The sequence below is a fragment of the Pseudomonas sp. LFS044 genome, assembly GCF_047978245.1.
GTDB lineage: Bacteria > Pseudomonadota > Gammaproteobacteria > Pseudomonadales > Pseudomonadaceae > Aquipseudomonas.
Map to the genome: position 1 here is coordinate 234,582 of NZ_JBFPFX010000003.1, position 23,713 is coordinate 258,294.

The window sequence follows — 23,713 nt, forward strand, 5'->3', positions numbered from 1 at the left end:
AGCAGTCGGGCATGAGCGGCCATCAAGACGCGCAGCACTGCGAAATTTCGCTTAACTGTAGTACCTTGGACCAATCGTTGAGCAGGGCTCTGAAGGATTACGAGGACGGGATGGTGGTTAGTCGGATGTGACATGCGCCGACTAACCTACACCATGAGAGCTGCACGAGAATTCTCAACCAGGGTTAGCAGGCAACTCGAATACATGCTCAGCGCCGAACCAGGCTGTGATCTGAGCTAGCGCTGCCGGGCTTAGCAGTTGAGTAAAAAGCAAAGCTAAACGGACTTTGGGACGAGAACACGCGACGTAGAAGAGGTTACGATTGCTTTCGAATTTCTCACGCCTGTTCGCCGGTGGCCCCGGCTGAAACCACTCAAGCATTTCAGCGAAATTATATTGGTTCCAGCCTCGGCCCAGCACAACGATCACGTTTTCGAACTCAGCTCCCTTTACCCCGTGTTTTGTCGCGAACGGCGTATGCCCATCGATGAATTGGTCCAGCGCTGTCAGCTCCGAGTAAGGAACTTCCCTTAGCTTTCGAAGCTGAGTAATCCTGCGCGGCTCGTCCTCACCTGGTTCTACACCGGCGTCCTGTAACCCTTGCTCATTTCGTAGCACCGCATTGGGGAGTTGCATCTGCGGTACGGCCATGATGTGGTCAATCACCTCGCCGATGGTACCGGTCAACCTCAGTTCGAGAAGCGCCTCCATTGCTTCAGTCCAAGCGACTTTGTCGCTGTGCCTTTGAATCGTTGGCCGATCGCTTGCCAGGTGCCCAAACATGGCGCCGTATCTACGCTGTTGATATGCGACACATGCTGGCTCAAGCTGATCTGCCAGATACTTGATATGGGGATCTTCCTTCTTCAGCCAGGGATCGTTGAACTGTCCAAAAATGGGAGGGATCGAGGAGTACCCCTGCTCACGAGCAATGCCTCTGTGGTTCAAAATCAGAATCTTGGTCTTCTGGGGAGAGAGGTCCCATCCTTCGACGTTTAGCTGAACTTTCAAGCATTCGAAGTAAGCACGAGCCGCTTCAGGGCTGGTGTCGCCAGTCCAGTGTCCACCCCCGGCTCCCGTGCGCCGTGCTCCAGGCCAGCGATTGGTATGGAACACCCGGGCTTCACCGATCAAGTCCGGATCTCTTACCTCCTGTTGCAAGCCTGGTCGCATCTGATTCAACACATCGACAATCCGCGATGCCGAGCGAAAATTCGCATTTTTTTCGATCGGCTGGAGTGCCTCATGCTCTACCAGGCCGCAGCCCTCATCGTAAATTTTTTGCCAATGGTCACCAAACAGGCCAATCATCGGCCCCTCACCGCGATCTAGAAACCACGATTTCAGTGCACCGACAAAATGCTCATCCGTGTCCTGATACTCGTCGACAAACAGGATCGGATATCGGGACGTCAATACGGCCCTAAACTTCGGAGACGGAAGCGCCTGAACCATCAAGGTCAGAACATCTTCGTGCCGAATCGAGACTTCGTCCTCCGATACGCGTGGAATACCCATTTCGTAATGGATGCGCCTGTTGCCTACGCCTCCCACCGTTTCAAAGCGATCTTGCCAAAAAGCTTCTGCGCCAAGGAATGCTCTCAGTGATGATTGAAAGTCTCTGAGCAATGACCAGCAGAAACCATGCACAGTCTCGGCTTGAATTGCAGGGTGCGCCTGGAAGCGAGAGATGATCTCGTCTTTTGCCACATTTGTGTAAGTGATACACGCGACTTGCTGACGCTCCCGGATCAACGCTGGACCTCGGTGCTCAATCAATCGACTCAGTGCCTTCTCCAGCGAATAGGTCTTACCAGCTCCAGCACCTGCTTCCAGGCGAAAGCTTTGACCTTCATCCAAACAAGCGAACATGCGCTCCAGAGCTTCTCGCCCTGCTCTGTCCGCGGGGCTTTCCTGAATGTCACGCATCGCCTTGCCCTCCTTCAGCGGCCACTGCTTCGCCAACAGCCTCAACCACTGCGGCCATGGTCCGAGCAGCCATTTGGGTATCAACGACCGGCGCCCCGACTGCGAGCCAACGCAATCCTTCAGCGATGTATCTAGGCACGTTCCAGTTCGTATCATCGATCGCGTATTTCAACGCAAAAGCTGACTTTTTCTGCTCCGCCGCATGCTCGTAAGCTAGGGATGCCACATCGCCCTGCCCCAGCTGAAATCGATCAAGGTTCGCCAGGATGAACGCGTCCTCAAAGCTTCTGCCTGAAGGCCCGGGTTCGTTCCCCTCCGGAATTTGGTAGGCGATACGCCTCAATCCTCTGGTCTTCTCTGCTGACGTTTTCGCCAGCAGTTGGCCAGGAGTGACTTCGGCCTCAAACCAGTCTTTAAGGCAGGCATTGCTCGTGTACAGCCCCTCCGCAACAGGACAGGCTTTTCGTTTTCTCTCTGCGTTCGGCTTAACGGAGTCAATGTCAGTCACGATCAGCGTCCGCAGTTCCAGGAAATTAAGAAGGTCATGGAACCGATGTGCGTATGCGCCGCCAACCTCCATAACCGTCAAATACTGACTTGCCAGCTGAGGCTCACCGACCGCAGCTGCATCAGTTTTGGCGATCATGGTTGGCAGCAGCAATCGTTCTGATGTTCCCTCGATCAAGATGGCTTTGTCCGCAAAGAAAAGGTCGCAGCGAGTGAGCGTCAGGTACTGATACAGAAAATCTCTGTCCGGTGCTGGAGCCCCGCCCATACCCCACCTCAAGTCCTTGACCTTGGACTGCCGAATCCCGTGTTCATCGGTCACAGAGAGAAAGTAACGCATGGTTTCGAAGCGCGCTTCGTTGGCCATGTGCGGAGAGTGGGTAGAAATTACAAACTGCACTGGCCAAGGACGGCTGTCATTCAGTTGCTGCTCGAACGCGCCCTTGATCAGGTGCAATTGTCGGATGAAGACCTCCTGCATTTGCGGATGCAGATGGGCCTCAGGCTCCTCAATGAAGATTAGGTGTACGCTTGCTGCTGCCGGCGTAGCTTGGAACTCCCTGAAGAATTTCAGTAATTGCAGAAGTATGTACACCAGGTTACGGACGCCGAGTCCGTTGTAGCTTTCCGGGAGGGTCAGGCCGTTTACCCCCCTGTATCTGACCTGCGTGTGGTCTTTAAGCAGGCGCTCGACATCGAAAGTGGTCACGGTGGTGAGGCCTGGGTCATCTAAGCCTGGATAGCCGAAAAGCTCGAACGTAGGGAGCAGCGAGGTCAATCCGGCGTTGAAACCGTCATGCAGCTCCTTTTGAATCTTCTCCACTGCGCCATGGAGCTGTTCGGCTGTGGTTCGCTTCTCGGGATCTGTGGGGTCGGTCAATGCCGATTGGAACAGTACCTCCACCACCTTCCCAAGAACATCGCGCTCTCGGTGTGTATCGTCATCTAGGCCCCGTTGCGCATTGATGAATCCGCCACGGATCAACGTAGTGAGTGCTTTAAGGTCGAGGTGCTTGCGGTTCGTAGGATCGTTGGGGTCGACCGCTTCCAGGCGAGGCTCGTAGGCCGCGGCCAGGCGTTTCTTTATCAGGCTGAAAAAGCCAGGACGTTGATCCCCCTGCTCCGCGTTGGGAGCAATGATTTCCGCGAAAAGCGACTCAAGGGCTGTCGCCCGTGGTCCATAGGTCAAGACGATGCGCGCACAAGAACAATCTGGATCTAGGTCTACGATACATTCGCTGAGCGGCCCCAGATCTGGGGCATCAATGTCATAGGAAATGTCCAGTGTGACCCTGATAACGGGAAGCATGGCGGCAACATCGGAGCGGGCTATCTCGCCGTGAAATGCATTGAATGCCGTCCAAAACTCTTCGTGACTTCCCAGGGAGAAATCCTCAAGCCTGAAAGAGGGAGCCCTGTCTGAAAGGAGCCGACGAAACACCTCAGCGATGGAGGTTTTGCCACAGTTGTTGCGTCCGACAATCAGCGTCGTGCCGTCTTCTAGGCCAAGGCTGATATTCTGAAGCAGTCTGAAATTTTGAATCTCAACGCGCTCGATCCGCATGATGTCCCTACCGTGAAATCGTATGGCCATCACTGTAGATGCTGAATTGGAGTAGTCAATGCCAGGACAATTCTCCTCAAAGCACTCGCTGTCCGCGACCAATAGGTTTGGATGGGAAGCAGCCATTCACGAATGACCGCTTCCCGCCCAGGCGGTGTGAAAATCTTCGTCGCGATCAGGCTGGTTAGAAAACAACCCGAATTTCGCGCTTCTACGCGAATTGTGGGTAGCCTGAATAGCTAAGCTTTGACAGATTTCACGAACGCTCGCGTTCGAGCAGAAAATGCTCCGAACACATGAATGTAATTGCAGCAACTAAATCGCTTAGATAGACTCGACCTCAATCTAACTACCAATGGTGTCACATGAAAACCTACAGCTACATACCCTACTACCAAGGGCCAACCCCGACTAATCCAATGCGAGACGAACTCTCCACCGATGAGCAAGAGCAGAAGCTTGAGGCATTCTACTCAGACATAGTAACTCACTTTGAGGATATAGGCTGCGCAGTTAAAAGGAACAGCGTTGGTTTGATTAGCATTACAACAGATATGCCTGAGAAGGACTGCCATGACATTGTTAAAGGGCTACTAATTAGCCTAGACCTGCGTGCTGATAAATTTTAAGGGACTCAATAGATGACTCGTGTGGCAGTGGAGGCTACCACCAAAAAGCACAATATAACAAAGAATTGGGCACCTATCGCTGCCATTGCATTAATGATTTGCACAACGGCAGTAGCAGCACCTTGGCTCTGGCAATTCTCTGCATCCGGGTTAAGCACAATCCCTGCTGATTGGGGCGTGTTTGGCGACTACTTCGGGGGGTACTGTCAACTTTAATATCCGCTCTTGGATTCATCGGTATCATAGCCACTATAAAAACTCAATCAGATACCATTTCTACTCAGCTTTCTGGAATCGCTCAGGAAAAGGAAATTCGAGACGATGAGGTTTATAGCAAACAATCGCTTGAATGCCTTAACGAAGCCTTGGATAAGCTTAAGAGCCCCATAAATGGCAAACTCTATAGAAGCCGTCTTGCATGGCTGGAATCTGCCCGCCTAATAGTCACTGCACAGGATCTTGCTGGCCGCATCAAAAGCGATAGCATGCAGCATACCTATAAGGCAGCAGAGAAGGTGATTCGCTCTAAACTCAGCACTCTGCTCAACCCTGACAACAGCCCCGAGACAATGCAGCCCAGTTACTTCTACCACATGGATTGGGATCGCTGGATCACAGGGCAACGACAAGAACCAATACACGAAACTTCAGCCTATGTACCGTGTTCTCGGACATAGGCTTCCACGAGCGAGCGTCACTGGTGAACACCAGATCGAAGTACCCCGTAATCGCATGAATCTGTTCGAGCAACACCACCGCTTGCGGTGAAAGCGGGACCAGATGGATGTCGCCCGCCATCTTCGTGCCTCTGGTCGAATATGGGACGCCATCCAAAGCGGGCCGCGTCTCAGGTATCTCCCACATACCGCGCTTCAGATCGAACTCACTCCAACGTGCGAAGCGCAATTCGCTGGAGCGTACGAACACATGCAGCGACAGCATGACGGTCAACCGAGTGAGCGTGCGCCCCTTGTAGTTCTCGATGCGGCCCATCAACTCAGGCAGGCCTGACAGCGGGAGTGCAGGCCGGTGCGTAACCCGTGGCGCGCTGATGAAGCCCTCAAGATCATATGCAGGGTTCACCGTGATCAGCCGTAGCCGCTTAGCCTCACGCATGATGCTCTGTAGGTAGTTTTGCACCCTCTAGCCCACATCGACCGCGCGGCGTTTCTTGATCGCTTCCAGCGACTGCCTGAGGTCGAAGGCATCCAGATCAACAAGGCGCGTGCGCCCAGTAGCGGAGTACGTGAGTCTTCAAACGGCTGAGCACGGTCCTCGAATGGCCAAGCGCCCACTTCACGCACATTTCCTTATGTCAGTCCAAGGCCACGCGTTCGAGAGTGCGCAACCCCAAATGAGGATTGCAGCAGTATCAGGAGCGTGCGTGATTACTAACTAGGCCAGGTCAATTTAATGCGAGCTGCATGTGGGATGGCACGGGCTGCGCCCGTGTTCGCGGGGCAAGCCCGCTCCCACAGTGACCGTGCAGGCTTTTAGAGTCTGGGGAATACAATTGCTACACCGTGCTAGTCGTGCAGGCTTTTAGATCTTGAGCAAGATAGTTGCTCGAGGGGGGCCAGCAATCAACTGGTCAAGATCAGCATGGGCTCGGAACTGGGCTTCCATACTGATCTGGTATGGGTAGTGTGTGGATCAAATTCAGCCTGAGCGTCGATTGCGCTGAATCCCACTCATCGTGGTGCAGCTGCGTGCCGGGATCGTCGCGTTTCAGCGGACCAAGCTACGAGCCACAACAAACAGCACGATCAGGCTCACAAGCCCAGAAGCGACCAGCCAACCTGTCGAGGCCATCGCTTGAAAAAAACCAGGGAAGAACGGAATTTTTCCAAGCTTGACCAACGCCAGACAAAGCCATGGCATCAGGATGATGTAAAACATTGGGATGTAAACGATTGCCTGAAGGACAACCGTCACTCCATCGGCCCAGTCATTCCAGCGATAGTTGGACATGGTGATTTCCTTTTCTCCAAGGGGACGGGGCATCGTCCTCTTCCTGATGCCACAGGCCTGGCTGCTGATGCCGGGGCGCCCAGGCAAAACGCGCCAGACAGAAACCACAAAGCCCGCTCCAGGCGGGCTTTGTGGGACGTTTCATAGACAGCCAACGACATCTGGAAACGGTTTTCTGGTGCCGGAGACAGGAATCGAACCTGCGACCTTCGCGTTACGAGTGCGCTGCTCTACCGACTGAGCTACACCGGCGTGTAGCGCAACGTACCACTGCCGCACCCGTTACGCAAACCCCTGTTTCGCTTGCTTATTGCCCTGCCCTCACGCCCCTTTGCAGCCGCTCGGGGCCAGGTCTTCTTCGATCGTGGTGGTGCAGCTCCAGCCGGTTGCCGAACGGGTGAGGGTTACGGCTTTGCCGACCACGTTGGCGGGGGCGTCGACCAGGGTGCAGACGATGCTGCCGGTGCCGCTGGCCGCTGTGCCTTGGGCAGTGATCGCGCAGTGGGTGGTCGCGGGTTGGCCGCCGAGGACCGCTACATCCGCCACGTCCTTGCCTTCGTTCAACCGCAGGTCCATCGCCGTCTTCAGCGCGGTAATTTCCAGCAAACCGGCAGCCGCTTTGGTGCGTGACTGGTGGTTGGTGTACATCGGTATGGCGATGGTCGCCAGGATGCCGATGATCGCGACGACGATCATCAGTTCGATCAGGGTGATACCGCGTTGCCCTTTCATGAACGGTTCCTTTTTCACACGTATTCGTTGAGGTCGCTTCGACCCCGGCTGGCAGCGGCGCAGTAGGCCTGAACAGACACCTTTTGTCACCCCTGCCCGTCAGGGCGTCATCATCGCTGAACTACTCTAGTGAGCATCAGCAACGCGCGCCCCTTCATGGGCACGGCAAGCTGTTTCCAGGCTTGTCGCACGGGCAAAAAAGGACCTTTGCATGAACCCTTCGAAACACCTCTATGCCTGGCACGGCACCGATGCCAATGGCGCGGCGGTCAGCGGGCAGGTGGCTGGGCGTAGCCCGGCTTACGTACGTGCAGGCTTGCAGCGCCAGGGCATACGGGTTGCCGGGTTGCGGCCTGCCGGCGGGATGGCGTGGCGGCTACCCACATTGCGCGAGAGGAGCGACCCTGCAGGTTTCAGCCGGCAGTTGGCGACGTTGCTCAAGGCCGGTGTGCCGTTGCTGCAGGCGTTCGACGTGATGGGGCGCAGTGGTTGCAGCGCTGGGCAGGCGGCGTTGCTGGCGCGATTGAAACAGGATGTGGCGGCGGGCCTGGGGCTGGCGGATGCGTTGCAGCGCCATCCGCTGTGGTTTGATGGGTTGTACTGCAACCTGGTGCGGGTGGGGGAGCAGTCGGGCACGCTGGACCGGCAGCTTGAACAGCTGGCGGGCATGCTGGAGCAGGGGCAGGCGCTGCGCAAGCGGGTGCGCAAGGCGATGCTTTATCCGCTGCTGCTGTTGCTGACCGGGTTAGGGGTGTCGGCGATCTTGTTGCTGGAAGTGATCCCGCGCTTTCAAAGCTTGTTTGCGGGGTTTGATGCGGCATTGCCCGCGTTCACGCAATGGGTCATCGACTTGTCCACAGGGCTGGGCCGGCATGCGTCCGCTTTGTTGATAACTGCCATTGTGGTGTTTTTGGGTGTGCGTGAGCTTTATCGGAAGCATGAACCTGCGCGCCTGTGGATATCTTGCCAGGTGCTGCGTTTGCCGGTGTTCGGCAAGCTGCTGGGGCAGGCAGCCTTGGCACGATTTGCCCGTAGCCTGGCCACAGCGTACGCCGCCGGGGTGCCACTGCTCGATGCGTTGGGTACAGTAGCGAAGGCCAGTGGTAGCGACTTGCACGAACAGGCCATTGTGCGGCTGCGCCAGGGCATGGCCAATGGGCAGGGGCTTAACCAGGCGATGGCGGTGGAGCCGTTGTTTCCGCCGTTGCTGGTGCAGCTGACGGCCATTGGCGAATCGAGCGGTACACTGGACCAGATGCTGGAAAAATCCGCCAGCCATTACGAGGAACAGGTCAGCCAGGCGCTGGACCAGTTGACCAGCCTGCTGGAGCCGGCCATCGTGCTGATCCTGGGCTTGCTGGTCGGTGGCCTGGTGGTGGCGATGTACCTGCCGATCTTCCAGTTGGGTAGTTTGATCTGAACATGAATTCTTGGACTTTGCTTGCCGAGCATCCGGCGTACTTCACCGCCTTGGCGGCAGTGCTTGGCTTGTTGTTTGGCAGCTTCATCAATGTGGTGGTGTACCGCCTGCCGATCATGCTGGAGCGCCAATGGCAGCGTGAGGCCCAAGAGGTACTGGGCCTGCCGACCATCGAGCACGAGCGTTTTGACCTGTGCCTGCCCGCTTCCCGTTGCCCACACTGCGGCCACACGATTCGCGCCTGGGAGAATATCCCGGTGTTGAGTTACCTGGCGCTGCGCGGGCGCTGCTCGGCTTGCAAGCAGCCGATCAGCGCGCGTTACCCACTGGTGGAATTGGCCTGTGCGCTGTTGTCGGTGGCCGTTGCCTGGCATTCGGGGCCGGGGATGGCAGCCATGGCGCTGCTGCTGTTCACCTGGAGCCTGCTGGCGCTGAGCCTGATCGACCACGATCAGCAGCTGTTGCCCGATGTGTTGGTGCTGCCGATGCTCTGGCTGGGCTTGATCGTCAATGCCTTCGACACGGTGGTGCCTTTAGCCCATGCCATTTGGGGGGCAGTCGCCGGGTATCTCAGCCTGTGGGCAGTTTATTGGGTGTTCAAACTGATCACCGGCAAGGAAGGCATGGGCTATGGCGACTTCAAGCTGCTGGCGCTGATCGGTGCCTGGGGCGGCTGGCAGGTGGTGCCGCTGACCTTGATGCTGTCGTCAGTGGTCGGCGCGGTTGTCGGCGTGTGTTTGTTGAGGCTGCGCAAGCATTCGGTCGGCACCGCCATACCTTTTGGCCCATATCTGGCCATTGCGGGGTGGATTGCTGTGCTCTGGGGTGATGAAATATACGCCTCATACCTGCAACTGCTTGGATACTGATGACCACTGCGGCCTTCACCCCCTGGATTCTCGGCCTTACCGGCGGCATCGGCAGCGGCAAGAGTGCCGCCGCCGAGCGCTTTGTCGAGCTTGGCGTGCACCTGGTCGATGCCGACCAGGCGGCGCGCTGGGTTGTAGAGCCGGGCCGCCCGGCGCTGGCAAGCATCGTCGAGCGCTTTGGCGCTGGCGTATTGCAGGAAGACGGCCAGCTCGATCGCGCGGCGTTGCGCCAGCTGATCTTTGCCGACCCGGCCCAGCGCAAATGGCTGGAACAACTGCTGCACCCGCTGATCGGGCAGGAGATTTTCAGCTACTTGGCCAAGGCCGAATCGCCCTATGCGGTGTATGTGTCGCCGCTGCTGATCGAGTCTGGCCAGTATCAGAAAACCCAGCGTGTGCTGGTGATCGATGCACCGCAGGCGCTGCAGGTGGCGCGCACTCTGCTGCGTGACAACACCAGTGCCGAGCAGGTGCAGGCGATTCTCAAGGCTCAGTTGGCCCGCGAGGAGCGTTTGCGCCACGCCGATGATGTGGTGGTCAACGACAGTGACCTTGCCACGCTGCATGCGCAGATCGACCGACTGCACCACTTTTACCTGACTTTACGAGGAGGCCAGCCATGAGCCAGCCATTGACCGTCGACTGCCCGACCTGTGGCGCACCTGTGGAATGGAGCGAGAAGAGCGCGTTCCGGCCATTCTGTTCTGACCGTTGCAAATTGATCGATCTGGGGGCGTGGGCGGCAGAGGAGCACAAGATTGCGGGGTCGGAAGAATCCGAAGATGAGCTGTATTCGGGGGATCTGGAACCGCGGCATTGAGTTGAATGCGTTTGGGCCTGCTTTGCAGGCCATCGCAGGCAAGCCAGCTCCTACAGGGCTGGCGTAAAGATTACGGCGAGCGCGGTACCTGTGGGAGCCGGCTTGCCGGCGGGGTCGGAAGAATCCGAAGATGAGCTGTATTCGGGGGATCTGGAGCCGCGGCATTGAGTTGAGTGCGTTTGGGCCTGCTTTGCAGGCCATCGCCGGCAAGCCAGCTCCTACAAGGGCTGGCGTAAAGATTACGGTGAGCGCGGTACTTGTGGGAGCCGGCTTGCCGGCGATGAGGCCGACACAAATTACCGCTCATCATCCTTCCACGGCGCCTGCAAATACCGTGTGCGATTGAAGGTTTCCAGCCATTCCGGGCTGAACACCACCAGGGCACTGATCACCATGCCGTTGATGAACGCCTCCGGGAACATCATCAGCCACAGGTAGCCGACAAAGTCGCTGAGCCACTCCGGCATGGCGAAACGCCCATCGAGCCACAGCAACCCTAACCCGGCCAGCAGGCACACCAGCACGGTCAGTGCGGCGGGAAAGAAGCCCGAGCAGAAGATGTAGACGAACAGGTTACGCGGCTGCGCGCGTTCAACCAGGATCGCGCACACTTCGGTGATCAGCACCGGCAGGCCGATCAGCAGCAAGCCGTTGACCCCAAGGGCTGCGAGGTCTTGCCGCCCAAGCGCCAGCAAACCGAGCTGGGCGAGAAAGCCGCCGAGTACCGCCAGTGGCCAGTCCAGCAGCAAGGTCACGGCGGTCATACCGATGAAGTGGTACGACACGCCGGTGTCAAAATCGCGCCTGACCAGCCACAACGCAAACAGGCAGAACACCGTGCCAAACAGCAGGTGCTGCCGGCGGCTGTCGGCAAACAGCTCCACCCAGCGAGTACGGCTAACCGCCCACAGCAATAAAGGGACATAACCCAGCCAACCCAGTGTGAGGCTGGTGCTGGACAACACGTGCGCGCTGATCACCTGACGAATGCCCCTGGCTACCCTGTGGACATACCTGAGTCTACACCCATTGGAAAACAGCATCTTATCGTCATGGTTTAGCGTCTAAGCTTGTGTGCATGGATGACTCAGACTACCTGCGCCTGCTCACCATCCAGGCCGAACAAGCCAACGCCTTCCTCTCCAATGCACGCAAATGGGAGCGGGAGCGTTGGGTATGCCAGCGCCTGCTGCAGGGGCTGAACATCCCCTATCGCGGCGAAGAATTTACCCCGGCCGGCCAGGAGCCGCCGGATGTGCTGTTTCGCGATGCGTCGTTCGAGGTGTTTTTCGTGCTCGATGAAGGCCGCCGCCTCAATGATGAGTGGCGTGAAGAGCTGCAGCGCCGGCGCAGTGCCTTTTCCCTGGCTCAGCTGGTGCGGCGCGAGGCCCGGCCCAGGCGCATCGCCGCCACCGAATTGCTGGCGCGGCTGGCACCGACCTTGCGCAAAAAGGCACACAACTACCGGGAACGCGGGCTGGACCTGAGCGAGCTGGACATCATTGCCTTCGCCAGCCTCAAGCGCGAAGTGCTCGACCTCAATACCCACTTCCCGCCGCCCACCGAATACCTGCGCCAGGGCTGGCGTTCGCTGTCGCTGGTGGGGCCGACCTTTGCCCGGGTGCTGTTCGCCCACCCCGACGCGCCGGATTTCTTGCGCGGCAACCTGGGGCGTAGCATCGTTTTCGACGTGGGCATCAGTCTTTGATCCAGTGCCGAGAGTCTTTGCGATGGCGTACACTCGGCGCCAGGGATAGAAAGCTTTATCATTTGTCTCAAGTACTTGCCCGAACCCTGTAGCGTTCGCGCAGTCACATACGTCTACCTGACGAGGCCCTGCCATGACCAGCCGACTGAACCCGGAAGATCAGCGTCGTGTCGATGAGTACCTGCAAGCCCCTCAGCACCAAGTCGAGCGCAAGCCCTTCCGGCCGTGGCTGCTCCTTGTGCTGGTGCTGGCGGTGACCATCGGGTTGGGCCTCATCAGCCGCCTGTTGAGTGGACTGGTGCTATGAGCTGCCTTGCGCTCGCCCTCCCCTCATGCAGTTTGCGGCCGGCCCCCAGGGCCACGAATTCCGTAAACCTTATGAGATATCCCCATGACTCATCGCATCGTGATTGTCGGCGGCGGCGCCGGCGGCCTGGAACTGGCGACCCGCCTGGGTAAAACCCTGGGCAAGCGCAAGCAGGCCGAGATCACCCTGGTCGACGCCAACCTCACGCACATCTGGAAGCCACTGCTGCACGAAGTGGCCGCCGGCTCGCTCAACTCCTCGGAAGACGAACTGAACTACGTGGCCCAGGCCAAGTGGAACCACTTCAACTTCCAGCTGGGGCGCATGAGCGGCCTGGACCGTGAAGGCAAGCAGATTCAACTGGCTGCCACCCTCGACGAAGAGGGCCGCGAGCTGGTGCCTGCGCGCACCCTGCGCTACGACACCCTGGTAATCGCCGTGGGCAGCAATACCAACGACTTCGGCACCCTGGGCGCGGCGCAGCACTGCCTGTTCCTGGACACCCGCAAGCAGGCCGAGCGCTTCCACCAGCAGCTGCTCAACCACTACCTGCGCGCCCACGCGGGCGACCAGGCCAGTGAAAAGATCAGCGTGGCCATCGTCGGCGCCGGTGCCACCGGTGTCGAGCTGGCGGCAGAGCTGCACCACGCCGCCCACGAGCTGGCTGCCTATGGCCTGGACCGCATTCAGCCCAAAGACATGCACATCACCGTGATCGAAGCCGGCCCGCGGGTGCTGCCGGCACTGCCGGAGCGCATCAGTGTGCCGGTGCACAAGACACTGGAAAAACTCGGCGTGACGGTGATGACCAACGCCTCGGTCAGCGAAGTGACCGCGGATGGCCTGAAAACCGCCAATGGCGACGTGATCCAGGCCAGCCTGAAGGTGTGGGCGGCCGGTATTCGTGCGCCGGGCTTCCTCAAGGACATCGATGGCCTGGAAACCAACCGTATCAACCAGCTGGTCGTGCGCCCTACCCTGCAGACAACCCGGGACGATGACATCTTTGCCTTCGGCGACTGCGCCGCCTGCCCGCAACCAGGCAGTGACCGCAACGTGCCGCCACGCGCCCAGGCGGCGCACCAGCAAGCGGAAATGTTGGCCAAGAGCCTGAAGGCGCGCCTCGAGAACAAGCCGCTGCCCACCTACGCCTACAAGGACTACGGGTCGTTGGTGTCGCTGTCGCGCTTCTCGGCGGTGGGTAACCTGATGGGTAACCTGATGGGCAGCGTGAAGCTTGAGGGCTGGCTGGCGCGGATGTTCTATGTGTCGCTGTACCGCATGCACCAGATGGCGCTGTATGGGTTCTTCCGTACGGCGATGATGATGCTGGGTAGCAAGATTGGCCGGGGCACTGAGCCGCGGCTGAAGCTGCACTGATAGATAAAAGCCCAGCTCAGTGAGCTGGGCTTTTTTTTGGGTGTGGCAACTGTGGCAGCTTACTGATGTGGGAGCGGGCTGCGGACTCCGTGGTTTTTTCGAGACAAAAGAAAAAGGGCATCTCTGTCGAGATGCCCTCTTTACATGGTGGGTCGTGTAGGATTCGAACCTACGACCAATTGGTTAAAAGCCAACTGCTCTACCAACTGAGCTAACGACCCTGAAAATGGTCGGGGTGAGGGGATTCGAACTCCTGACATCCTGCTCCCAAAGCAGGCGCGCTACCGGACTGCGCTACACCCCGAGATTGGCTCCGCGACCTGGACTCGAACCAGGGACCCAATGATTAACAGTCATTTGCTCTACCGACTGAGCTATCGCGGAACTGAACTTCGGTACATCTTTACTGCTTCGAAGTCTGTGTTAGCTTCGATCTCTTCAGCTTCTTGGCTTTCGCTTTGTCGCTGCTGAGGCCGGCTATTCTACATTCTTCGTTTTGCTTGTCAACCACTTTTTTTCATTCAACTTACTGATTTCTAAGTTGTTTTGCTAACACCGATGTTCCTGGTGATTCGCTTAGTGCCTGACAACGCGGCGTATATTAGGGGCACTCTTGAAACCGTGCAAGCGTTTTTTTCAAAAATTTCAGCAAGTTATGAAAAAAACTGGCGAGGGCCTGATTTTGCGGGGTTTGGCTGGCCCTCTTCGCCGGCAGGCCGGCTCCCACAAGGGGTCGCGTTGGCTGCCGAAACACAGCGGCATAAAAAAGCCCCGCAGGTGCGGGGCTGATTTTTGCAGCGGATGGATCAGGCAAACACGATTTCTTCGCCTTCTACCTTGGCGGTGATCGCCGAGCCCGGCAAGAATTTGCCAGCCAGGATCATCTGCGCCAGCGGGTTCTCGATCCAGCGCTGGATCGCCCGCTTCAGCGGCCGTGCGCCATACACCGGGTCGTAACCCACCGCGATCAGCTTGTCCAAGGCTTCCGGGCTGAGGTTCAGCGCCAGTTCGCGCTCGGCCAGGCGGCTGCGCAGGCGGCCAAGCTGGATTTCGGTGATACCGGCGATCTGGTCGCGGCCCAGGGGCTCGAACACCACCACTTCGTCGACCCGGTTGATGAACTCCGGACGGAAGTGCGAACCCAAGGCGTCCATCACCGCCGCACGCTGAGCATCGCGATCGCCCACCAGTTCCTGGATCTGCGCCGAGCCCAGGTTGGAGGTCATCACGATTACCGTGTTGCGGAAGTCCACGGTACGGCCGTGGCTGTCGGTCAGGCGGCCATCTTCAAGCACTTGCAGCAAGACGTTGAACACATCCGGGTGGGCTTTCTCCACCTCGTCCAGCAGCACCACCGAGTAAGGCTTGCGGCGTACCGCTTCGGTCAGGTAACCACCCTCTTCATAACCTACATACCCTGGTGGGGCGCCGATCAGGCGAGCCACGGAGTGTTTCTCCATGAACTCGGACATGTCGATGCGCACCATGGCCTCTTCGGTGTCGAACAGGAACTCGGCCAGCGCCTTGCACAGCTCGGTCTTGCCCACGCCGGTCGGGCCGAGGAACATGAACGAACCACTTGGCCGGTTCGGATCGGACAGGCCGGCACGCGAGCGGCGCACGGCGTTGGCCACGGCAGTCACGGCTTCGTTCTGGCCGATCACGCGCTGGTGCAGCAGGTCTTCCATTTTCAGCAGCTTCTCGCGCTCGCCTTCGAGCATCTTGGCCACTGGGATGCCGGTCCATTTGGACACCACTTCGGCAATCTCTTCCTCGGTCACCTTGTTGCGCAGCAGCTGGTTCTCGGTCTTGCCGTGCTGGTCGACCATCTGCAGGCTGCGCTCAAGGTCCGGGATCACGCCGTACTGCAGCTCGGCCATGCGGCTCAGGTCGCCTTTGCGACGGGCAGCTTCAAGCTCCTGGCGGGCCTGCTCGATCTTTTGCTGGATCTGCGCCGAGCCCTGCACTTCGGCTTTTTCGGACGCCCAGATTTCTTCCAGGTCGGAGTACTCGCGCTCCAGGCGCTCGATTTCCTCGGTCAGTTTTTCCAGGCGTTTTTTCGCCGCTTCGTCTTCTTCTTTCTTGAGTGCCTGCGATTCCACCTTCAGCTGGATCAGGCGACGGTCGAGACGGTCGAGCACTTCCGGCTTGGAGTCGATCTCCATGCGGATGCGGCTGGCCGCTTCGTCGATCAGGTCGATGGCCTTGTCCGGCAGTTGGCGGTCGGTGATGTAGCGGTGGCTGAGCTTGGCCGCAGCAATGATGGCGCCGTCGGTGATGGCCACCTTGTGGTGCACTTCATAGCGCTCTTTAAGGCCGCGCAGGATGGCGATGGTGTCTTCCTCGCTCGGCTCTTCCACCAGTACTTTCTGGAAGCGCCGCTCCAGGGCGGCGTCCTTCTCGATGAACTGGCGGTATTCGTTGAGCGTGGTGGCACCGACGCAGTGCAGCTCACCACGGGCCAAGGCCGGTTTGAGCATGTTGCCGGCGTCCATGGCGCCCTCGCCTTTACCGGCGCCGACCATGGTGTGCAGCTCGTCGATGAACAGGATGATCTGGCCTTCCTGCTTGGACAGCTCGTTGAGCAGCGACTTGAGGCGCTCTTCGAACTCGCCGCGGTACTTGGCACCGGCGATCAGCGCACCCATGTCCAGCGCCAGTAGGCGCTTGCCTTTGAGGCCGTCGGGCACTTCACCGTTGATGATGCGCTGGGCCAGGCCCTCGGCAATGGCGGTCTTGCCCACGCCGGGTTCGCCGATCAGCACCGGGTTGTTCTTGGTGCGGCGCTGCAGCACCTGCACGGTGCGGCGGATTTCGTCGTCACGGCCGATCACCGGGTCCAGCTTGCCTTCTTCGGCACGCTTGGTCAGGTCGACGGTGTACTTGTCCAAGGCCTGGCGCGACTCTTCGGCGTTGGCGTCATTCACCGCCGCGCCACCGCGCAGGTTGTTGATGGCGTTTTCCAGGGCCTTCTTGCTTACGCCCTGGCTCAGCAGCAGCTTGCCGAGCTTGCTGTTCTCGTCCATGGCGGCCAGCAGCACCAGTTCACTGGAAATGAACTGGTCGCCTTTCTGCTGGGCCAGGCGGTCGGCCTGGTTGAGCAGGCGCGCCAAGTCCTGCGACATGTTCACGTCGCCGGTGGGGTTCTGGATTTTCGGCAGCTGGTCGAGTTCTTTTACCAGTGCCTGGCGCAGGCTGTTGATGTCGAAGCCGACCTGCATCAGCAGCGGCTTGATCGAACCACCTTGCTGCTCGATCAGCGCCTGCAGCAGGTGCAGGGGCTCGATGGCGGGGTGGTCCATGCCAACGGCCAGGGACTGGGCATCGGAAATCGCTAATTGAAGCTTGCTGGTTAAACGGTCTATTCGCATGGGAGTACCTTCCTGTAAGGGCAGGTCGGAGCGATGGACAGCACCTTTAATGAAGAAACCTGCCTGAGATGACCTTATAGATAAGGCTGATTCTGGAAGATTCAAGCGTAGCGGGGTTGACCGAGGTCAGCCTGATGGATTAGCGCTGGCCTGATCGCCGGCAAGCCGGCTCCCACAAGAGGGCGCAAACTTCAACAAAGGTGGGCACTTGTAGGAGCCGGCTTGCCGGCGATGAGGCCAGGCCTGTCAGCGAGGATCCAGCCAGACTAAAGAAGCAAACCGCCCACCCTGCGGGGTACGGCGATAGGAGAAGAACCGCTCATCGCTGACCGTGCAGTAACCACCGCCATAAACCGCAGTCACACCGCGCGCCGCCAGGCGAATACGCGCCAGCTCATAGATGTCGGCCAGCAACTTGCCCGGCCGCTCACCGTCGACAAAGGCTCTGGCAGCCTCCGGGTGCACCGCCGTGAAGGCATCACGCACTTCCAGCCCTACTTCGAAGGCCTGCGGGCCGATGGCCGGGCCCAACCACACCAGCACTTCTTCAGGCGGCAAGGCCAAGCGGTCCAAGGTGGCTTCCAGCACGCCACCAGCCAGCCCGCGCCAGCCAGCATGCGCCGCCGCTACACGGGTACCGGCGCGGTCGCAGAACAGCGCTGGCAGGCAATCGGCAGTCATCACGGTGCAGGCGATGCCGGGCTGGTCGGTCCAGCTGGCGTCGGCTTCGGCGACCACGGACGGGTCGGCATCCGCCACCACCAGGCCATGCACCTGTTTGAGCCAGGCAGGCTGGATGGCGAATTCTTCGCTCAGGCGGCGACGGTTCTCGGTGACAGCCTGTGGCTCATCGCCCACATGGTCACCGAGATTGAAGGATTCGTAGGGCGGCAGGCTGATGCCGCCCTGACGGGTGGTGACGCAGGCGCGAACCGAGGCCGGGGCGGGCCAGTCGGGGAACAGCAGCGACTGCGCCAGGCCACTCATCCGACAAAGCTCTCGCGGTCCTGGTTGAGCAGCGACAGCAACCAGACGAAATCATCGGGCAGTGGCGATTCCCACTTCATGATTTCACCGGTAATCGGGTGAGCCAACGCCAGGAAACGCGCGTGCAGCGCTTGGCGCGGGAAGGTCTTGACCGCCTCGACCATGGTTGGGCTGGCAGCCGGTGGAATGCGGAAGCGCCCACCGTACGTCTGGTCGCCAACCAGCGGGAAACCAACATGGGCCATGTGCACACGAATCTGGTGAGTACGGCCGGTTTCCAGCTTGACCCGCACGTGGGTGTGGGAGCGGAAGCGCTTGAGCACGCGGTAGTGGCTGACCGCCGGCTTACCGCCGTCGGTGACTGCCATGCGCTGGCGCATACCGCCGTGGCGGCCGATCGGGGCATCGATCTTGCCACCGGCCGTTACCACACCAATCACGATGCACTCATAGATGCGGCTGACTTTACGGCTTTGCATCTGCTCGACCAGCTTGGTCTGCGCTTGCAAGGTCTTGGCCACCACCATCAGGCCGGTGGTGTCTTTGTCCAGGCGATGAACGATACCGGCGCGCGGCACGTTGACGATATCTGGCACGTGGTGCAGCAACGCATTGAGCAGCGTACCGCTGGCATGACCGGCGGCCGGGTGCACAACCAGCCCGGCGGGCTTGTTGATGACCATGATATGTTCGTCTTCGTAGACGATATCCAGCTCGATATCTTCGGCGATCCACTCGCCCTGGGCCTCTTGCTCGGCCTCCAGCGCCAGCAGCGAGCCACCATGGACGGTATCTCGAGGGCGCACGACGGCGCCATCGACCGTCAGGCGGCCCTCTTTGATCCACGTAGTAAGCCGCGAACGCGAGTACTCGGCGAACAATTGGGCGGCGACCTGGTCGAGGCGTTGACCGCCCAGTTCGGACGGTACCTCTGCGCTAAGTTGAATGATCTCGGACATGCTCGATTCGGCGGGCGCACAGCCTTTGGTTTCGGCTGCGAGCTTGTGGTTAAATACGGCTTCTTTTGTCCCGGGGTTGGCCGGGGCGCTCATCATAACAGGACGGCACCGCCCAAGACAGCGGCCGTCAAAGGGACGCAAGCCGCCATGCAAGTGAAACACCTGCTGCTGATCGCCATCCTCGGGCTTACCGCGGCCTGTTCCTCTAATAAAGAGGTGATTGACGAGAACCTCAGCGAGGCCGAGCTGTACCAGCAGGCCCAGGCTGACCTGGACAACTCCAGCTACACCAGCGCCGTGAACAAGCTCAAGGCCCTGGAGTCGCGCTACCCGTTCGGCCGTTATGCCGACCAGGCGCAGCTAGAGCTGATCTACGCCAACTACAAAAACTCCGAGCCGGAGGCTGCCAAATCGGCTGCCGAGCGCTTCATCCGCCTGCACCCGCAGCACCCGAACGTCGATTACGCCTACTACCTCAAGGGCCTGACCTCGTTCGACCAGGACCGTGGCCTGCTGGCGCGCTTCCTGCCGCTGGACATGACCAAGCGTGACCCGGGCGCCGCGCGCGACTCGTACAACGAGTTCGCCCAGCTGACCAGCCGCTTCCCCAACAGCCGCTACGCCCCGGACGCCAAGCAGCGCATGATTTACCTGCGCAACCTGCTGGCCTCCTACGAGATCCACGTGGCTGACTACTACCTGAGCCGCCAGGCTTATGTCGCTGCCGCCAACCGTGGCCGCTACGTGGTAGAGAACTTCCAGGAAACCCCATCGGTCGGCGACGGCCTGGCCGTGATGGTCGAGTCGTACCAGAAGATGCACCTGGACGAACTGGCCGCCACCAGCCTGGAAACCCTCAAGCTCAACTACCCTGACCACCCGAGCCTGGTCGATGGCGAGTTCCAGCCCAAGCAGACCGAGTCTGACGGCCGTGGCTGGTTGTCCAAGGCCACCCTGGGCCTGATCGAAACCGACGCGCCGCTGCCGCCGGGTGAAACCCGCGCCAACCAGGACGTGGTCCGCCAGTTCCAGGACGCCCGCGCCGAGATGCCGCAGGACCTGCTGCCGAAAGACGAAAACGGCGACCCGATCCTGCCGGAAGGCCCGAAAGAAGCCGAAAAAGACCGCTCGTGGTTCAGCTACATGACCTTTGGTCTGTTCGACTGATTCATCGTGGTACGAGAAAGGGAGGCCTTGGGCCTCCCTTTTTTTATGGCCGCGCCCTAGACTGTCGGCTTCTCCAATAGACAAGCTGGACACCATGGTTCGCCTACTTTTCTGGATCGCCCTGATCGCCGCCGCGTTCTGGCTGTGGCGCAAATTCAAGATCAGCCAGCAATCGCCATCCGGGCCGAAACTCGACGCGCCGTTGCAGATGGTGCGCTGCGCCCATTGCGGCGTGCACCTGCCCAATGACCGGGCGCTGCACCGGGGCAATGAGTGGTATTGCAGCCAGGCCCACCTGCAGCAGGGGCCTGGCCAATCGCGTTGATTCAGCGTGGGTCTCTTCGCGGGTGCAAGCCCGCTCCCAGAGTTGACATACATGCCTTCAGCGCGGTGATTACCTGTGGGAGCGGGCTTGCCCCGCGAAGAGGCCCGCGTTGATCATGCGATCAACCCCATCAGCCACTTGTCCCTCCCCGACCCTTTCGCACCATTTACGACCCCTCCCCCTCCGCCAGCATTGACCTACCCTGGCAAAATTCGCTAAATCCTATTTATCCGCATAAATATGAAAAATAGCGAAATGCTCAAACCCAAACGCAAGCGCCAGAAGTTGTCCGACGTGATCGTCGAATCGGTCAAGCGCTCGATCGTCACCGAAGCCTTGCACCCAGGCGACCGCTTGCCCACCGAGCGTGAGCTGATGGAGCACTTCGAATGCTCGAAAGGCACCGCCCGCGAAGCGCTCAAGGCGCTGGAAGTCGAAGGCCTGGTCAGCACCCGCACCGGCCCTGCCGGCGGCGCCTACCTGAACGAAGTCGGCACCGAACCGGCCAGCCGTGCCCTGCGCAACTACCTGCACTTCCAGCACCTGGACGGCGAGCAGGTGTACCAGCTGCGCAAGGTCATCGAGGTGGAGCTGGCAGTGTCGGTGATGGGGCAACTGAGCGAAACCGACTACGCCGCGCTGCAGGCCAACATCGATTTCTGCAGCGCCCCGGAAGACAGCGAAGAAGGCCAGCGCGAGCAACGCCTGGCAGAACTGGAGTTCCATACCCTGCTGGCCCACCGCTGCCCCAACCCGCTGCTGCGCTTCATGGCGGTGTTCCTCAACGACCTGCTGCGCGACCTGGTGGTGCTGAAGAAGGCCTACCTGCCCAAGCGCCAGCAGTTCGCCGCCGCCAACATCGACTACCACAAGCAACTGTTGCTGGCCCTGCGCGCCAGCGACGAGCCCGCCGTGCGCCGACTGATGCACGAGCACATGTGCGACGCCGAGCACCACATGACCGCGCTGGAAGGCGAGGTCGCCCGCAACTTTTTGCTGGAGTTCCCACACAACCACTGATCCGCCTGGACAGAGGCCTGCACACAGGCCCGGCCGCACCGCTTTGTCATTGCACTCCTGCCTAATAACCACAACCAAGGAGTTACTCATGGCCTTGGTTGACGGTTTTCTTGAGCTGGAACGCTCAAGTGGAAAATTGGAGTGGAGCGCCATCCTGCAGAAGATGGCGAGCGACCTTGGATTCTCGAAGATCCTGTTCGGCCTGTTGCCTAAGGACAGCCAGGACTACGAGAACGCCTTCATCGTCGGCAACTACCCGGCCGCCTGGCGCGAGCATTACGACCGGGCTGGCTACGCGCGGGTCGACCCGACGGTCAGTCACTGTACCCAGAGCGTACTGCCGATTTTCTGGGAACCGTCCATCTACCAGACGCGAAAGCAGCACGAGTTCTTCGAGGAAGCCTCGGCCGCCGGCCTGGTGTATGGGCTGACCATGCCGCTGCATGGTGCTCGCGGCGAACTCGGCGCGCTGAGCCTCAGCGTGGAAGCGGAAAACCGGGCCGAGGCCAACCGTTTCATAGAGTCGGTCCTGCCGACCCTGTGGATGCTCAAGGACTACGCACTGCAGAGCGGTGCCGGACTGGCCTTCGAACATCCGGTCAGCAAACCGGTGGTTCTGACCAGCCGGGAGAAGGAAGTGTTGCAGTGGTGCGCCATCGGCAAGACCAGTTGGGAGATATCGGTTATCTGCAACTGCTCGGAAGCCAATGTGAACTTCCATATGGGAAATATTCGGCGGAAGTTCGGTGTGACCTCCCGCCGCGTAGCGGCCATTATGGCCGTTAATTTGGGTCTTATTACTCTCTGAATGCAAAGACGTACCCTGCTCAAGGCAGGCCTTGCCCTGGGTGCCTTCGGTAGCCTCCCCTTCGGGGCGCACCGGGCATTCGCCGACGAACCGCTGACCTTCTACGGGCTCAAATCCATGTCTGGCGCCTTCGCCAGCTACGGCAAGTACGCCGACATGGGTTCGCGCCTGGCCATCGCCGAGCACCCGCAACTGCTCGGCCGCCCGCTCAAGTACAAAGTCATCGACACCGAAGGCAACGCCGGCAAGGCGGTGCGCAAGGTACAGGAAGCCATCGGCCAGGATGGCGCACGCTTCTTCCAGGGCTGCACCCTGTCGTCCTCGGCGCTGGCCGTGTCGAAGGAAATCCACAAGGCAGGCGGTGTGTTCATGACGCCGGTCGGTGCGGACGAGATCACCGGCAAGGACTGCAACGCGTCGACCTTCCGTTGGTCGGTGCCCACCTATGGCGCCATCCGCGAGACGCTGATCCCGATGATTCGCCAGCTGCCGCAGGCCAAGCGCTGGTACACCATCACCCCGCAATACGTGTTCGGCGATGCGCTGCTGGACAACGCCCGCAAGGTGTTCGCCGAGTTTGGCGTGGAACACATCGGCAACAGCTACCACTCGCTGCAGGAACAGGAATTCTCCGGGTATCTGACCAACGCCATCGCCGCCAAACCCGACGTACTGGTGCTGCTCAACTTCGGCAGCCAGTCGTCCAACGCTTTGCGCCAGGCGGTCAACTTCGGCATCAAGGACCGCATGAAAGTGCTGATGGTGTGGTCGGCCGGGCTCGACCAGTTCCAGGAGCTGGGCAGCGACGTGCTCGAAGGGGTGTACCTGGGCGCGCAGTACTGGCACCAGGTCGATACGCCCCTGAACAAACAGCTGGTCGCCGCCACCCAGAAGGCCTATGGCATCAACCCCAACTACCCGCTGGCGGCCGACTACATCGGCACCAAGGTCATGCTCGATGCCATCACCAAGGCCGGCAGCCTGGATGGCGCCAGCGTGTCCGCCGCCTTGCAGGGCATGCGCTTCCAGGGCCCTACCGGCGAAGAGCTGATCCGCCCCGGCGACCACCAGGTGCTCAAGGACTACTACCTGTTGCGCGGCAAGCCCCAGGGGCAGATGCGCGACGAGGACGACCTGGCCGAAGTCATCAGCTCGGGGCGCTCGTTCGTCGAAGTCGACCACACCGGTTGCGCCTTGGCCTGAAGCTGCGGCGTTAGTCAAAACCACTCGTACAGGCAGG

21 protein-coding genes, 4 tRNA genes and 1 pseudogene are annotated in these 23,713 nt (G+C 59.7%); 13 read left to right on the top strand and 13 right to left on the bottom strand.

Going from position 1 to position 23,713, the window contains the following annotated elements; genetic code table 11:
- Positions 1-174 precede the first annotated feature (174 nt).
- Together ACNQPL_RS03890 and ACNQPL_RS03895 are read right to left on the bottom strand one after the other, a co-directional pair.
- On the bottom strand, positions 175-1,929 hold the full coding sequence (locus ACNQPL_RS03890; protein WP_416466008.1) for a UvrD-helicase domain-containing protein: 1,755 nt from the start codon (positions 1,927-1,929) through the stop codon (positions 175-177).
- Positions 1,922-4,000 carry an ATP-dependent nuclease gene (locus tag ACNQPL_RS03895; RefSeq protein ID WP_416466010.1) on the bottom strand — a complete coding sequence of 693 codons (2,079 nt, stop codon included), beginning with the start codon at positions 3,998-4,000 and terminating at the stop codon, positions 1,922-1,924. The genes ACNQPL_RS03890 and ACNQPL_RS03895 overlap by 8 nt, the downstream gene beginning before the upstream one ends.
- A gap of 365 nt (positions 4,001-4,365) precedes the next feature.
- Here ACNQPL_RS03895 and ACNQPL_RS03900 point away from each other — a divergent pair, with 365 nt between their 5' ends.
- A complete protein-coding gene (locus tag ACNQPL_RS03900; protein ID WP_416466011.1) occupies positions 4,366-4,629 on the top strand; it encodes a hypothetical protein in 264 nt (87 codons plus the stop codon).
- A gap of 654 nt (positions 4,630-5,283) precedes the next feature.
- Here ACNQPL_RS03900 and ACNQPL_RS03905 read toward each other — a convergent pair.
- From ACNQPL_RS03905 to ACNQPL_RS03920, 4 genes and pseudogenes are all read right to left on the bottom strand, one after another.
- A pseudogene (locus ACNQPL_RS03905) lies at positions 5,284-5,974 on the bottom strand (tyrosine-type recombinase/integrase); the annotation flags it as partial.
- 383 nt (positions 5,975-6,357) lie between these two features.
- The gene (locus tag ACNQPL_RS03910) at positions 6,358-6,600 is read right to left on the bottom strand and encodes a hypothetical protein (protein ID WP_416466013.1); all 243 of its coding nucleotides are present in this window, start codon (positions 6,598-6,600) and stop codon (positions 6,358-6,360) included.
- A gap of 176 nt (positions 6,601-6,776) precedes the next feature.
- A tRNA-Thr gene (locus ACNQPL_RS03915) sits at positions 6,777-6,852 on the bottom strand.
- Between the two features lie 69 nt (positions 6,853-6,921).
- Entirely contained in the window at positions 6,922-7,332 is a 411-nt protein-coding gene (locus tag ACNQPL_RS03920; RefSeq protein ID WP_346615907.1) for a pilin, read from the bottom strand.
- Between the two features lie 211 nt (positions 7,333-7,543).
- Here ACNQPL_RS03920 and ACNQPL_RS03925 point away from each other — a divergent pair, with 211 nt between their 5' ends.
- Genes ACNQPL_RS03925 through yacG form a run of 4 tightly spaced genes read left to right on the top strand, consistent with a single transcriptional unit; the run spans position 7,544 to position 10,441 of the window.
- Complete coding sequence (locus tag ACNQPL_RS03925) at positions 7,544-8,752, top strand: type II secretion system F family protein (RefSeq protein ID WP_416466015.1); 1,209 nt, start codon at positions 7,544-7,546, stop codon at positions 8,750-8,752.
- Between the two features lie 2 nt (positions 8,753-8,754).
- The gene (locus tag ACNQPL_RS03930) at positions 8,755-9,621 is read left to right on the top strand and encodes a prepilin peptidase (protein ID WP_416466016.1); all 867 of its coding nucleotides are present in this window, start codon (positions 8,755-8,757) and stop codon (positions 9,619-9,621) included.
- Positions 9,621-10,244: a dephospho-CoA kinase gene (gene coaE / locus ACNQPL_RS03935; protein WP_416466018.1), complete on the top strand. Its 624-nt coding sequence runs from the start codon at positions 9,621-9,623 to the stop codon at positions 10,242-10,244. Before ACNQPL_RS03930 ends, coaE begins: the two co-directional genes overlap by 1 nt.
- A complete protein-coding gene (gene yacG / locus ACNQPL_RS03940; protein WP_252826628.1) occupies positions 10,241-10,441 on the top strand; it encodes a DNA gyrase inhibitor YacG in 201 nt (66 codons plus the stop codon). Before coaE ends, yacG begins: the two co-directional genes overlap by 4 nt.
- Positions 10,442-10,737: 296 nt before the next feature.
- On the opposite strand, the gene ACNQPL_RS03945 is transcribed toward yacG, so the two are convergent.
- Entirely contained in the window at positions 10,738-11,484 is a 747-nt protein-coding gene (locus ACNQPL_RS03945) for an energy-coupling factor ABC transporter permease (RefSeq protein WP_416466020.1), read from the bottom strand.
- Between the two features lie 35 nt (positions 11,485-11,519).
- Here ACNQPL_RS03945 and ACNQPL_RS03950 point away from each other — a divergent pair, with 35 nt between their 5' ends.
- The 3 genes from ACNQPL_RS03950 (at position 11,520) to ACNQPL_RS03960 (ending at position 13,836) form a co-directional block, all read left to right on the top strand.
- Positions 11,520-12,149: a DUF1780 domain-containing protein gene (locus ACNQPL_RS03950; RefSeq protein ID WP_346615902.1), complete on the top strand. Its 630-nt coding sequence runs from the start codon at positions 11,520-11,522 to the stop codon at positions 12,147-12,149.
- Between the two features lie 133 nt (positions 12,150-12,282).
- The gene (locus ACNQPL_RS03955) at positions 12,283-12,456 is read left to right on the top strand and encodes a DUF3094 domain-containing protein (protein WP_346615901.1); all 174 of its coding nucleotides are present in this window, start codon (positions 12,283-12,285) and stop codon (positions 12,454-12,456) included.
- An 84-nt stretch (positions 12,457-12,540) separates the two neighbouring features.
- A complete protein-coding gene (locus ACNQPL_RS03960; protein WP_346615900.1) occupies positions 12,541-13,836 on the top strand; it encodes an NAD(P)/FAD-dependent oxidoreductase in 1,296 nt (431 codons plus the stop codon).
- A 145-nt stretch (positions 13,837-13,981) separates the two neighbouring features.
- Here the strand turns inward: ACNQPL_RS03960 and ACNQPL_RS03965 are convergent.
- From ACNQPL_RS03965 to rluD, 6 genes are all read right to left on the bottom strand, one after another.
- Positions 13,982-14,057 (bottom strand) — tRNA-Lys (locus ACNQPL_RS03965).
- A gap of 6 nt (positions 14,058-14,063) precedes the next feature.
- Positions 14,064-14,140 (bottom strand) — tRNA-Pro (locus tag ACNQPL_RS03970).
- A 4-nt stretch (positions 14,141-14,144) separates the two neighbouring features.
- Positions 14,145-14,220: transfer RNA gene (locus tag ACNQPL_RS03975), tRNA-Asn, on the bottom strand.
- Between the two features lie 422 nt (positions 14,221-14,642).
- Positions 14,643-17,207, bottom strand: coding sequence for an ATP-dependent chaperone ClpB (gene clpB, locus ACNQPL_RS03980; RefSeq protein WP_416466022.1), 2,565 nt, complete (start codon positions 17,205-17,207; stop codon positions 14,643-14,645).
- A gap of 246 nt (positions 17,208-17,453) precedes the next feature.
- Positions 17,454-18,194: a peptidoglycan editing factor PgeF gene (pgeF, locus tag ACNQPL_RS03985; RefSeq protein WP_416466024.1), complete on the bottom strand. Its 741-nt coding sequence runs from the start codon at positions 18,192-18,194 to the stop codon at positions 17,454-17,456.
- Complete coding sequence (rluD, locus tag ACNQPL_RS03990; RefSeq protein ID WP_346615897.1) at positions 18,191-19,153, bottom strand: 23S rRNA pseudouridine(1911/1915/1917) synthase RluD; 963 nt, start codon at positions 19,151-19,153, stop codon at positions 18,191-18,193. Before rluD ends, pgeF begins: the two co-directional genes overlap by 4 nt.
- 147 nt (positions 19,154-19,300) lie before the next feature.
- Between rluD and ACNQPL_RS03995 the strand changes: the two genes are divergently transcribed.
- From ACNQPL_RS03995 to ACNQPL_RS04015, 5 genes are all read left to right on the top strand, one after another.
- Complete coding sequence (locus ACNQPL_RS03995; protein WP_387528892.1) at positions 19,301-20,320, top strand: outer membrane protein assembly factor BamD; 1,020 nt, start codon at positions 19,301-19,303, stop codon at positions 20,318-20,320.
- A gap of 94 nt (positions 20,321-20,414) precedes the next feature.
- Positions 20,415-20,645 carry a PP0621 family protein gene (locus ACNQPL_RS04000; RefSeq protein ID WP_346615895.1) on the top strand — a complete coding sequence of 77 codons (231 nt, stop codon included), beginning with the start codon at positions 20,415-20,417 and terminating at the stop codon, positions 20,643-20,645.
- A gap of 255 nt (positions 20,646-20,900) precedes the next feature.
- A complete protein-coding gene (locus ACNQPL_RS04005; RefSeq protein ID WP_346615894.1) occupies positions 20,901-21,665 on the top strand; it encodes a FadR/GntR family transcriptional regulator in 765 nt (254 codons plus the stop codon).
- An 88-nt stretch (positions 21,666-21,753) separates the two neighbouring features.
- A complete protein-coding gene (lasR, locus tag ACNQPL_RS04010; RefSeq protein WP_347032980.1) occupies positions 21,754-22,473 on the top strand; it encodes a transcriptional regulator LasR in 720 nt (239 codons plus the stop codon).
- A complete protein-coding gene (locus ACNQPL_RS04015; protein WP_416466027.1) occupies positions 22,474-23,676 on the top strand; it encodes an ABC transporter substrate-binding protein in 1,203 nt (400 codons plus the stop codon). It begins immediately after the preceding gene.
- Positions 23,677-23,713 lie beyond the last annotated feature (37 nt).